Origin of the sequence: Clostridium sp. 10cd*, assembly GCF_044336395.1 — a bacterium.
Lineage (GTDB): Bacteria > Bacillota_I > Bacilli_A > Erysipelotrichales > Erysipelotrichaceae > Clostridium_AQ > Clostridium_AQ innocuum.
The window spans coordinates 1,749,842-1,761,348 of sequence record NZ_CP172347.1 but is presented as its reverse complement, the minus strand read 5'-3'; the positions used below and the strand labels follow the sequence as shown (position 1 = coordinate 1,761,348).

The following is an 11,507-nucleotide window of genomic DNA, read 5'->3' as shown; positions in this document are numbered from 1 at the left end:
GTAAACTTAAAAACGATCTGTCCATCACACAGACCGTTTTTCCTTCATCTTCTTTTAAACCGATAAATGCCGGTACAAAGCATTGCAAATATGGATACAACTCCAGCCAGCAGCCAGATTTCATTTCCAGTAGAATCAAAGGTATCCGCCGCTGTATGCTTCACAGCAGTCTGTGATTTTTCAGGACTGCTTTTCTGTACTCCAGCAGAATCAGCGTGTTCAAGCTTCGTATGTTCTGCTTTTACCTCATCCTTTTCAAAAATAACATGAATGGTATGATTTTCACTGACAGAAGAAAATGTATAGCTATCCAGCTGTCCCATAGATTTACCATCAACGACGACATCCTGTACATGATAACCCCTGTAAGGTTTAAAGGTATAACTCATGCTCTCTCCTGCCGTTACCTTTCCTGTACATTCTGTGTATACTATACAGGAAGCATGCAAAAGGACAACGCAAATTTCATATTTCTGCTATACTATTACTGAAAGGATGGAAATATGCATAATTACCTTGAAACACTTCCCTTCTGGAAGGAGCTTACAGATGACCAAAAGCAGCTGTTATCTACCCATATCATAGAGCGCAGCTTTCAAAAGGGGGACATTCTCAATCACGGCAGTCAGGAATGCACCGGTCTGGAAATGATGGTAAAAGGACAGGCACGTATTTTCATGATGTCACCGCAGGGGAATGAAATTACGCTGTACCGTTTATTGGAACAGGATGTCTGTGTATTGTCGGCAGCCTGTATGATTCATTCTCTGACCTTCACGGTCAGCATGGAGTTTGAAACGGATGCCGTGATCCTGCTCATTCCCAAGCAGATTCTGCAGATCGTTTCATCACAAAACTGCCGGGTAAAGGATTTTACGATGGAGCTGGTTGCGGATCGCTTTTCCTCCGTGATGAACACCATGCACGATGTCATGTTTTCCAGCAACGAGCACCGACTTGCCCAGGCGCTTTTAACACAGATGCAGCTTCAGGAAGCCGCTTCCCTTCAGCTCACACATGATACGCTGGCACATGAGCTGGGGACTGCCCGTGAGGTTGTATCCCGCCTCTTGAAGCAATTTCAAAGGGATGGTCTGCTTCAGCAATCCAGAGGCTGTATCACCATACTTGATGAGCAGCGGCTTACCCGCCTATAAAGTTGTTTATAAAAAGCGGGCAGAATACCCCCGCCTCAGTGGTCGATGAACGCTTGCTCTATAGCTGGCAGTAGTTCACTAAACATCATATTCTGCTGTATGGCATTTCGTTACACGCATGCAAACTGCTTCACCGACATGATGCTTTTACATCAGATATACAAAGTCAAAAAACGGCAGAAGGTGTTTCTGTCGTTTTTTTCAGCTGCTTGATTGTCATGCTTCCTGCGCATGTACAGATGTACAGGAAATTAGACCTTATGTAAGAATCTGCAACTGTCTCTTTCTGATATAACAGCCGTGACGGCCACTCTAAGATGCAGCCGATGGAAAAACTTGTATGGTGCAGCGGAAATCCCTTACAAACTTGGAGCGGATAACAGCTGCTACCGCTTGCTTATCTGAGAAACTGCCGATTCTAGCGGACCTTCTGAAGCAGCTGACGGGCTTTCACGATTTCATCAATATTCATACAGGTGCTGATGATGGCAAGGCGTCCCTGTTCCTCACATATTACACGTCCTCTGTCCTGACCCCATATAAGACTGCCGTCCTTCTGCACCATACGATAGCGTGTTGTATATTCCATACCTTCGCGGAAAGTCGTGCCGAGATCAAGCTCCACCTGTGCCCTGTCTTCCTGATAAATCGTATTCTCCACCATTCCGTTGATTCCCTGATAGAGATCCTGATAGCTGTCATAGCCCAGAAAATGAATCATCTCCTCATTGGCAAAGTAGAGTGGAAAGCCTTTCTCGCAAAACCCTCCAATCATACCTCCCGGAAAAGATTCTGCATACAGCTTTGCGGCATGCTCCTTGTTTCTTTTGGTCAGCTGCCGCGGTGAATCCCTCTGATTGGCAATTCCCAGCAAATGATGCAATAGGCGCTGCGATTCCAGCAATTCATCCTCCTGCTTCTTTATCTTTGTGATATCCGTTAACAGGCTGTTATAAATGCGCACACCCTCCTCTTCGCGGATATAGCGGATATGCTGTTCCACCCATATGGTTTCACCGGTTTTTGTAAACAGCCGGAATTCCACGCTGCAATCCGTTTTCCACTGCTTTGGATTCGACCAGATACGCATCACCTCATCATGATCACGCTCATCAATGTACTCCAGCATTCCGTTTTCCAGAATATCCTGCAGCTCCTGTGTCGTATAGCCGTGCAAAAGGGATAGACCTGCACTGATTACACGACAGCTGAGCCGCTCATCGGGGTACACCTGATATTCAAATATATCTCCGGGCATCGTCTGTAGGATTGCCAGCAGCTCCTTCTGCAGACTCATCGTGGTGCTCACATCGCTGACTGATCCGTAGAACAGCTTGCGATTTCCCTGTTTATGCAGGAAAAAGGCCTGCATATGCATCCACATAAGCTCTCCGTTCAGACGGTACCGCCGAAAGGTTCCACTTGCCCCCATGGATTCCGCTTCCTGTGCCTTATGGAAGATATCCCATACAAGCGGCATATCCTCCGGATGAATCTGACGGGTGATGAGTCTGCTGCGCTCCTGTAAATCCACAGCATTGCAGCCTGTAATACGGTAGTAGCGGTCATTTACCATCAGAATCTGTAAATGCGTATCATCCTCGATTTCATACAATGCGATTCCTCCCAGAATATTGGAAAGCATCGCTTCACTTGTAATATCCTTGTGAAATAAATCCTCCAGATCTATACTGGGCAGGCGTTTCGCCTGCATGCCGCGAACATCAATACGCCCGGCATCCGCAAGAAGCTCACAGAAGTGGTCCCGGCTCATCGGCTTATAAAAATAATAACCCTGCATATATTCACAATCGAGGTTTAACAGGCGGTCCGCCTGTTCATGGGTTTCCACACCCTCTGCAATCATCCGCAGGCCAAGCCAGCGTCCCATCGAGGTTATGGACTCCAGGATACTGGAATTTCTCGTATTCTGATGATTGGATGTATCCAGAAATTTCATATCGATTTTCAGAATATCCAGTTCAATGTTCGACAGCATGTTCAGGGAGGAATATCCACTGCCAAAATCATCCATCAAAACGGTGAAGCCGCATGCCCGCAGTTCATTTACAGTGGCAATCAATTGATCGAAATTCTCAGCGTAGGCACTTTCCGTTATCTCTATTTCCAAAAGCCGGGATGGTATTTCGTATTTTTTTATTAGTGCAGTAAAGACTTCACACAGGCGGAACTGAAGCATATCCACCCTTGAAACATTCACACTGACCGGTACCACCGCAGCTTTTTCATCAATCTGTCATGCAGGAAGCGGCAGACCTCCTCCCATACATAGGAATCCAGCTTATAAATAAAGCCGCTTGTCTCCAGAATGGGAATAAATTCTCCCGGCGGCAGCAGACCGCGCTGGGGATGCTGCCATCGCACCAGTGCCTCGGCTGCGAGTATACGATTCGTTCTGGCACTGACCTGCGGCTGATAATAGACAACGAATTCCCGGTTATCCAGTCCGTTTTTCACACCGAACAGTACCTCCTGACGGTTTTCAATCAGTTTTTTCATCGAATCCTGATACACAGCAACGCGGCTCGCATAATTGCCTTTTCTGCTGGCTGCGGCAATTGCCGCCCGATCACACATCTGAGCAATCGGAAGCGTTTTATCCTGAATCATATAAATACCTACCGTGGGAAGAAATTTGATGGAAGCATCGTAGTTCTGTATCCAGCCGATGATCTCGGGCTCCAGCTTTTTTACATCACAGGCAGCCTGCGGCAGCAGCATGACGAACTCATCGCCGCCTATGCGTGTTGCAATGCCATTTAACTCCTGCACCTTTTTACGTATCTGATAGGAGATATACATCAGCAGATGATCCCCCTCCTGTATACCATACCAGTCATTGAACAGCTTAAAATGCTCGATATCGATATCTACAAGACCATACTCCTGATGAACATCCTGCATAAGGCGTTCCTGAGCAAGTCGTTCAAAGGTCGTTTTCCCATACAGCCTGGTAAGCTCATCGTAATGAGGCTTGTAATCCTGTCCGGCTGCGGGATTTGGAACTCCTCTGACATCGTATCTATCATACAGAGACAGGTATCCGTCAGCTCTTCATTGGAGGAAGCAGTGATTTGGAATTTCATCCAGCGATATGCACCATGCAGCAGGATGCGGAAGCTGCAGCTGACATGAGAATATACGGCAATGCGTTTTTCCAGGGTGTCCAGATTCCAGAAATCTTCAAAATCTGCACGGTCTTCCTTATATACATACCGTGTACACAGCTTCTGTAGCAGCTTACACAGCGAGCCGTTTTGTGAAAGCCGTGGCTGCTGCCTGAGATTCTCATAAAGCATGGTAAAGGAATCCCTTTGTATATGAAGCTCCACAATGGCATACAGCAGCCCATCAGTTTGTGCATGGATCACACTGCCGGCTTTCCCAGGAGCTGCCGCATGCATGGATATCAGGGTACACAGCCCTTCCTTCGGCCATTCCACCTGAATCGCGACATACTCCATCCAGATTTCCAGCTTTTGATTGTATAGCAGCCTGTTTTCTATCTTTTGGTGTCCTGTCTTTTTCAGCGGGCAGTCAAAACAGGGCGTTTTGCTCTCCTGCAGCATTTGATAGCAGAATGCATGCTGTTCACATCCGGGAAAGGTCTGTTTTGCGGTTTCATCCATATAAACGATTTCATAATGCTGATTGATAACAAAAACACCCTTTTCGATTTCTTCATTGTTCAGCTTTTTATCCATAGGCGTGCTCCTTTACGACAGGAAGATTACAATACTTTCCTTTATTGTACTATTTTCCAGATAAAACCTCAATGAAGATTCCGATGTTCCCTGCTATTTCAATCTATTGTTCCAGCCGGAAAGAGCGCTTTTTGTCACTACGATGCTATTTATACCTTTGAAGGAATGAAAGCTTACTCTTGTAAATCATAATGCTGTATTCGCACAGCCATCCCAAAAGACAAACAAAAGGTACGGATAAGACCGCATTCAGGTCAGGTTAACCGGCAGAAAGCGGATACAGCTGACATGTACACTCCTGTACAAAAGCCATGATTGCATCCCTTATTACATGCCGGTAAATCAATTGCCACAGGCATAACCAACCATACGCAATATCAAAATACCCGAATACGGTAAGCATCCTATAGGATTCTGAATCAGATATGTGAATTTGTATCCATATCCTATTCCTTCTGCAGGGAGGTGTTTATACTATTTTGGCTTATGAAGGTATTATGAGTGACCGCATGCTTTTTCATATAGAACCAGATGACAGCAAGCATGGCAGTGGAGGACAGCGGAGATACCAGTCCGTAAACGGCAAGAACCTCCACCCTGTAATGCATCAATGCAAAGAGCAGCGGTACGCGGATCACCAATGCGCCACCACAGCAGTTCAGCATGGTAAATACGGTTTTTTCACTTCCATTCAGATATCCGTTCATACAGAACAGGATGGAAACAGCAAGATAATCCAGACTGCAGCCTCTTAAAAAGGGGATTCCTGCACGGATGACTGCTGCATCCCTGGAAAACAGAGAAATCATGGATTGCGGGGACAGCTGTGCCCATAAAAAGAACAGAGAGGAACAAAGCATGGATACGCAGATTCCATAGCGGACGAAGCCGACAGCACGCTCTTTTTTACCGGCTGCCAGATTCTGTGCAGTCAACGCTGTCAGGGCATTGGAGACAGAGGTTGCCGGAAGCATGGCAAAAATATCAAATTTACTGGCAATCCCAACGGCGGAAGCTGCATACACTCCAAAACCATTTGTGATGGCAGTCAGATACAGAAAGGAGAAGCGCACCATGCATTCCTGAAAGGAAACAGGAATACCAATGGCAATCAATTCCTTCAGCACTGCTGTATCCAGCTTCAGACAGCGTCTTGAAAAGTGAAGGGCTGAACCCTGACGTCGCATATACCATATCGCGATCAGCATGCTGATTCCCTGTGAGGCAACCGTGGATATCGCCGTTCCTGCTACTCCCATATGAAGAACACCCACAGTAAACAGATCGCCTGCAATATTGCAGACACAGGCAGCAGCCACAAACAACAACGGGCTTATGGAATCCCCATAGCCGCGCAGGAGTGCGCTGAAAGCATTATATTCACAAATGAAGAAAATACCGGTTATGCAGATAAAGACATACTGATAGGCCTGTGCCATAGATGCCTGCGGTACCTGCAGCAGCTGAAGAATCATCCCTGTGCTGAAGGCCAGTATCAGGCTCAGGATAATAGAGAACAGTGCAAAAAAGGTAATCGTGGTACCGATCGTCTTTTCGATTTTATCAGGCTGCTGCCTGCCTGCATATTTTGCGACAAGAATGGTAGCTCCCAGTGTCAGTCCGGAAATCACGCTTGTGATTATCTGTGTGACCTGTGTGCCGGTGGATACCGCCGCAATGCTTTCCGCCGGACAATAAGCTCCGATAATCATCAGGTCAGCCGCCCCGTACAGTGCCTGCAGCAGATTGGCAAGCAGAAACGGTATCGAAAAGCGCAGCAGTACCTGCAAAATATTTCCCTGTGTAAGTGATGCGGTGTGTTTCATAAAATCTCTCCTCATTTTTCTTGTTCTTATTGTAAAGGCAGCTCTTCCCATATTCTGTAGCCTATGTTACAATTCAGAGAGAAAAATTTTAAGGGGAGATGGATATGCGTCAGATTAAAATTCCAGAGGAGCTGTACCACTGCTTTGAAGCGGCAGGCTATCGGCAGCACTATGAGGCCAATGAGGATATCTATATGCAGGGAGATGATGCGGGACGTATTTACTTTATCAGGAAAGGACGTGTACGTGCCTATTATGTGACCTCTCAGGGGCGTGAATTAACGTATGAAATTATTGAAAAGGGCAGGATATTCGGTGAATCCTCCTTTCTTTCACAATGTGCCAGACCGGTCTGCGTGGCAGCAGTTACACAGGTTGAGCTGATGGCCTGCGATCTGAATCAGCTGTATGTGTATATGGAGCAATCCCCCGGACTTATGTAGATCATGCTGCAGCTGCTGTCCAATACCTGTAATCATTTGACCGCACAGCTGCGCCGTATCACGCTGTATGACCGCTATCAGCGTATTGCCAGCCTGCTGCTGTCGGAAACAGCTGCACCTGATTATGACCGCGGTATCACTTCTTCCAGCATCCCCTATACCCAGGAGGACCTGGCACTGATCCTGAATCTCAACCGGGTAACGGTAAACCGGGTACTCAGTGAGTGGAAGAAAAAAGGCATTGTGACAGCTTCCTATGGAAAGATCACGATTCTCAAGCGTACCAGTCTGGAGGCGCTGTTTCCGGCAGCATCACCAAAGCATTTGACTCGTTGAACATGAAGTAAGCTTCCTGTGAATACGGATACTTAAAAATGAAAAAAGAGTGACATCGACAAAATCACTCTTTTTTTATCATTTGATATCTGCTTCTATTTTGCCAGCGTTTTATCGATATCCGCCAGCTCTTCTTCCAGCTCACGGATAAATTCCTTCTTATCCGCTATCTGTTCCTCCATATCATTGATTGCCCGTTCTCCAATCAATCCGATAATATCATTCTGCATACGCTTGATCTGACGCTGCTGATCCAGAATCAGCTCCTGCTTGCGTGCACGTGCCTCCTGCATTCTCTGACGCCACTGCGCATGCCGCTGTTCATTCCAGTTGCGCAGCCCTTCAAAATAGGAATCCATTGCCGTACGGAATTCCTTCCAGATGTCATCTTCTCTTTCTCTGCCGCAGGAACCGATGCTTTTCCATTCCTTGCTTAGATTTTTCATAACATCCGTATGCTCCCGGGTATATTCCCCACGCTGTGCAATTTCATTTGCCTGCTCTACCAGCCTGCGTTTTTCCTCGTATTTCCCATCCTGCTGTTCGTGCAGCTGATCATAGTATTCGCCTCTTCGATCATAGAATTTCTGACGGCTTTCATTAAAGGCATTCCACAGACGATCCTCATGCTCACGGCCCGCACTTCCTGCCGCCTTCCACTGATCCATCATCGCACGGAATTTTTCTCCTGTCTTGTTCCATTCAACAGAATCCGCCAGTGCTGCTGCCTCTTTGATCAGCCCTTCCTTTATTTCTTTTGCATTCGAGAATTTCGTCTGCAGATTTTCCCAGTGCTCATGCTTGCGGTCAAAAAATTTCTGACGAGCCGCATTGAAGGCATCCCATAATTCATCATCTGTTTCTTTTCCTGCTGTTCCCGATGCCTTCCATTGCTGCATCAGCTCATTCATTTCCTCTGTTGCCTGATTCCAGTCATCGGAAGCAGCAACCTTTTCCGCACGGTCAATCAGCTCCTGCTTAATGGCCTGATTGCTCTGATACCCCTCTCTACGCTTCGCATAAAAGGCATCCATATAGCTGTCAAATTCTTCGTTCAGCGTTTCTTCATAGGCACTGTCCCAATAAGAAATGCGTTTCCATCTCCTCTTTAAATCTGAAATTTCACGGAACACCGTGTTCCAGTCGGAAGATATTTCAATATTCTTCGCTTCTTCAATCAACGCCTCTCTGCGCCGAATGTCCTCATCATAGTCATTTACTTCAAAATCATCATGATCATTGTACATATGTATTCCTCCAGTAAGGGCGATTCCACCACAATCGCCTGCTATCAACTTAAATTCTATCTCAAATACGCTAAAAAGTCATTCATTTCTTTCATTTTTGTATAGAAATTGCGCTGATTATCATAATTTGGCGATAAAAGATAAAAAAATACTACATCACTGCATATTTTCATAATCAAAACAAGGCTTCTTCTGTAATTGTCTACTGAAAATATACGAAGCGCAGATTTTCCTCCATAGCTTCGCTGTCTCTTATCAGACTGTAGGGTTTATCTGCATGTTGAAGAACACCTGTTGCATAAAAAAAAGCATGATGCACAATCATAACATCCAAAAGCAGGTGAGTTGTTAAAGCAAAGATGATTCCTATACCGTTTCTGCATCACCTCTGTTTACATACAGCCTGCTTCTATCTGATGGAAGGCTGTATCACCGAGCACTGTCTTGATGTTCAGTCAGCTATCCTTCATCATACTGATGATTCTTTGGATTGCATAGCGTAAAGGCAGAAAAGCTGTCCTTACTTTTCTGCCTGTATATCATCATTCTTCCTTTGAAACCACATGTGAGCAGAGATAGCGAACCTTCCCCTTACTGCTGTTTCCATATTCAATCGCTTCTTTCGGACAGCTGCAGATACATGCCATGCAGTGGGTGCAGCTTTTCCCCCAGTCCGGTACCCCCTGCTTCAGTTGAATATTGCCCAGCGGACAGACCTGTTCACATTTTCCGCAGGAAATACATGCATCCGTTGCGTAAAATTTATCCGCATGTACGATCAAAGGATAAAATAAAGGATTGATCCAGGCACTGTTCACAAAATCCCTCACACTTATTTCCGGTTTTGGTATTCTGCGATTTGTCCGTATATACTCAGCTGCCTCTGCAATCTGCTTTTCTGCGTTATGGATGATGGTTAAAGCCTCCTGCTTTTTGGGAGCATCATAGAGTGCGATATAGTTTTCCGGCATGACGATTTGCATGCATCCCTGATAGCTCCATCCTTTTTCTTTGCAGAGCCGTTCAAGATAAGCACCGGCATTTCCAATCGATCCGCCGCAGGTCATTACAAAATACAGTTCCCTGCTTCCCGTCAGCTCCACTGCTTTCAGCCATTCTTGAACAACACGCGGAATCCGCCATGCATAGGTTGGAGCAACAATCACCCAGGGCTGCTTTGCATACAACGTGTCCTTCTTCCTCTGTCGTATGGAAGAAAACAGATCAAAGCCTTCATCCTGCAACTCCCTCTGTAATCGTTTTGCCACATAGGCACTGTTTCCGGTTCCTGAAAAATATACAATCATAGATGTCTCTCCTCCTCTTCCTTCTGTAAATGAATCACACTGTCATAGATGAGGTCAATCAGCTGCTTGACCTGTTTCCACTGGGTGTTGTCCGCACTGATATAATAATAGTTTTTTGTCCCCTCCTTCCGCATATCAACAATACCTGCTTCCTTTAGAATCTGCAGATGATGCGATACAGAGGGTCTGGTCAAATGAGCCCTTTCAGCTATTTCATTGACACGGATTCCCGATCGCTCGCTTTGGATCAGTATCAACAAAATGACCTGCCTTGTTTCATCACCAATGGCAGTGAATGCCGTTTTACATGTATGAAAGCCGCTGGTGATATGCGCAATGCGCTTCTGACATTCCTTATCCATGAAAGTCCCTCCCTACATATAGCGGATATCGGCTGTATCCCGCTGTGCACTTCTCTGATATCGTATCTTAGGATACCCCAGAACCAGCGTTGTGACCGCTTTTTTTCCTTTTGGTATGTGCAATGCCGCCCGCAAGCTTCGCGAATGGTTCACCACCATGGTGAAGAATCCGCTGTACAGTACCCCTAAGCCGTTTGCCTCCGCAACAAATTCCATATTCTGTGCAGCCAGTGCCCCGTTAATTTCCTCTTTTGCTGCTATAACGATGGCAACCGGTGCCTGAAAAAAGAAAAAGTGATCATCAATGACGGTTCTCCTGGCCATGGAGCTGAACAGATTTGCAACCGGCTTCAATCTTCGAAAGAATTTCACTGCCTGCTGCTCCAAAGAAGCCTTTTCTTTATCGATAACGATATATGTCACATCCTGTTTGTTTTCTGCTGTATGTGTCAGTCTGCCGGCTTCCAGAATCTGAGAAATCACTTCGGCAGGGATTTCCGTTTCCTGAAACTGACGGATGGTTCGACGGAAACGAATCACCTCCAGCACCTTTTGAGGATCAAGGCGTACGCTGGATGCCTGCTCAACGGCAGCTTCACTGTAGCCGCTGATCGTGACGGCTTTCTTCGGACAGATTGCAGCACAGTGTCCGCACATGATACACTCTGCTTCCAGTATCTCTGCCTTTTTATCTTTTAGTTGTATATTGCTGGTGGGGCAGTCTTTCGCACACTGACCACAACCGATGCACAAGGAAGGATTTATTTGTATTTCATGTCTGTTCATAACGGACTCCTTTCGTTAACATTCTTTAACCATTATAACAAACTTCTGCAAAATTGCAGTATCCGTAAAGAAACTCGTTACCAAAGAAATTATACACAAAACAGGAAAAGACCTACCCTTCGTATTTCAATCTTTCGCACTCCCGCTTCTAAAGCATCTCATGATAACCGGATGCTTGTTTTTTGCTTAACGTCCTTTTCAAACCGGAACATAGCAGTGCTGCAGCTTTGCTATACACAGAATGGCATTCAATATCGAAAGCTGCGCATATATTGAAGGGTCTTTCTTACTTTAAGGTGTTTGCAAAAGGAAGACTTC

General features: G+C 45.9%; 12 protein-coding genes. 3 read left to right on the top strand and 9 right to left on the bottom strand.

Annotation, left to right across the window (positions count from 1 at the left end; genetic code table 11):
• Window positions 1-44: 44 nt before the first annotated feature.
• Window positions 45-389 (bottom strand): hypothetical protein, encoded by a 345-nt coding sequence (locus tag ACG3M1_RS08685; protein WP_008818960.1) that lies wholly within the window; start codon window positions 387-389, stop codon window positions 45-47.
• Window positions 390-503: 114 nt separating this feature from the next.
• On the opposite strand from ACG3M1_RS08685, the gene ACG3M1_RS08680 reads away from it, so the two are divergent.
• Window positions 504-1,157, top strand: coding sequence for a Crp/Fnr family transcriptional regulator (locus ACG3M1_RS08680; RefSeq protein ID WP_009269408.1), 654 nt, complete (start codon window positions 504-506; stop codon window positions 1,155-1,157).
• Between the two features lie 418 nt (window positions 1,158-1,575).
• On the opposite strand, the gene ACG3M1_RS08675 is transcribed toward ACG3M1_RS08680, so the two are convergent.
• The 4 genes from ACG3M1_RS08675 to ACG3M1_RS08660 form a co-directional block, all read right to left on the bottom strand.
• A complete protein-coding gene (locus ACG3M1_RS08675) occupies window positions 1,576-3,378 on the bottom strand; it encodes an EAL domain-containing protein (protein ID WP_257330784.1) in 1,803 nt (600 codons plus the stop codon).
• Window positions 3,375-4,127, bottom strand: a complete 753-nt coding sequence (locus ACG3M1_RS08670) for an EAL domain-containing protein (protein ID WP_257318521.1) — start codon at window positions 4,125-4,127, stop codon at window positions 3,375-3,377. Before ACG3M1_RS08670 ends, ACG3M1_RS08675 begins: the two co-directional genes overlap by 4 nt.
• Window positions 4,049-4,882 carry a hypothetical protein gene (locus ACG3M1_RS08665; RefSeq protein ID WP_227761304.1) on the bottom strand — a complete coding sequence of 278 codons (834 nt, stop codon included), beginning with the start codon at window positions 4,880-4,882 and terminating at the stop codon, window positions 4,049-4,051. Before ACG3M1_RS08665 ends, ACG3M1_RS08670 begins: the two co-directional genes overlap by 79 nt.
• A 446-nt stretch (window positions 4,883-5,328) precedes the next feature.
• Entirely contained in the window at window positions 5,329-6,708 is a 1,380-nt protein-coding gene (locus ACG3M1_RS08660; protein WP_009269411.1) for an MATE family efflux transporter, read from the bottom strand.
• 104 nt (window positions 6,709-6,812) lie between these two features.
• On the opposite strand from ACG3M1_RS08660, the gene ACG3M1_RS08655 reads away from it, so the two are divergent.
• Window positions 6,813-7,151, top strand: coding sequence for a Crp/Fnr family transcriptional regulator (locus ACG3M1_RS08655; RefSeq protein ID WP_254879644.1), 339 nt, complete (start codon window positions 6,813-6,815; stop codon window positions 7,149-7,151).
• Between the two features lie 3 nt (window positions 7,152-7,154).
• Window positions 7,155-7,487 (top strand): Crp/Fnr family transcriptional regulator, encoded by a 333-nt coding sequence (locus ACG3M1_RS08650; RefSeq protein WP_254225297.1) that lies wholly within the window; start codon window positions 7,155-7,157, stop codon window positions 7,485-7,487.
• Window positions 7,488-7,582: 95 nt separating this feature from the next.
• Here the strand turns inward: ACG3M1_RS08650 and ACG3M1_RS08645 are convergent, their stop codons facing one another.
• The 4 genes from ACG3M1_RS08645 to ACG3M1_RS08630 all read right to left on the bottom strand — a co-directional run bounded on the left by ACG3M1_RS08645 (window position 7,583) and on the right by ACG3M1_RS08630 (window position 11,189).
• Entirely contained in the window at window positions 7,583-8,734 is a 1,152-nt protein-coding gene (locus ACG3M1_RS08645; RefSeq protein WP_002608420.1) for a DUF349 domain-containing protein, read from the bottom strand.
• Between the two features lie 542 nt (window positions 8,735-9,276).
• On the bottom strand, window positions 9,277-10,041 hold the full coding sequence (locus ACG3M1_RS08640; RefSeq protein ID WP_008818967.1) for an EFR1 family ferrodoxin: 765 nt from the start codon (window positions 10,039-10,041) through the stop codon (window positions 9,277-9,279).
• Entirely contained in the window at window positions 10,038-10,403 is a 366-nt protein-coding gene (locus tag ACG3M1_RS08635) for an ArsR/SmtB family transcription factor (RefSeq protein WP_008818968.1), read from the bottom strand. Before ACG3M1_RS08635 ends, ACG3M1_RS08640 begins: the two co-directional genes overlap by 4 nt.
• A 12-nt stretch (window positions 10,404-10,415) precedes the next feature.
• Window positions 10,416-11,189: a nitroreductase family protein gene (locus ACG3M1_RS08630; protein ID WP_008818969.1), complete on the bottom strand. Its 774-nt coding sequence runs from the start codon at window positions 11,187-11,189 to the stop codon at window positions 10,416-10,418.
• Window positions 11,190-11,507 lie beyond the last annotated feature (318 nt).

Coding starts and splice junctions, on each gene's coding strand:
- ACG3M1_RS08685 (WP_008818960.1), bottom strand. CDS start 389: ATGAGTTATACCTTTAAACCTTACAGGGGTTATCATGTACAGGATGTC.
- ACG3M1_RS08680 (WP_009269408.1), top strand. CDS start 504: ATGCATAATTACCTTGAAACACTTCCCTTCTGGAAGGAGCTTACAGAT.
- ACG3M1_RS08665 (WP_227761304.1), bottom strand. CDS start 4,882: ATGGATAAAAAGCTGAACAATGAAGAAATCGAAAAGGGTGTTTTTGTT.
- ACG3M1_RS08660 (WP_009269411.1), bottom strand. CDS start 6,708: ATGAAACACACCGCATCACTTACACAGGGAAATATTTTGCAGGTACTG.
- ACG3M1_RS08655 (WP_254879644.1), top strand. CDS start 6,813: ATGCGTCAGATTAAAATTCCAGAGGAGCTGTACCACTGCTTTGAAGCG.
- ACG3M1_RS08650 (WP_254225297.1), top strand. CDS start 7,155: ATGCTGCAGCTGCTGTCCAATACCTGTAATCATTTGACCGCACAGCTG.
- ACG3M1_RS08645 (WP_002608420.1), bottom strand. CDS start 8,734: ATGTACAATGATCATGATGATTTTGAAGTAAATGACTATGATGAGGAC.
- ACG3M1_RS08640 (WP_008818967.1), bottom strand. CDS start 10,041: ATGATTGTATATTTTTCAGGAACCGGAAACAGTGCCTATGTGGCAAAA.
- ACG3M1_RS08635 (WP_008818968.1), bottom strand. CDS start 10,403: ATGGATAAGGAATGTCAGAAGCGCATTGCGCATATCACCAGCGGCTTT.
- ACG3M1_RS08630 (WP_008818969.1), bottom strand. CDS start 11,189: ATGAACAGACATGAAATACAAATAAATCCTTCCTTGTGCATCGGTTGT.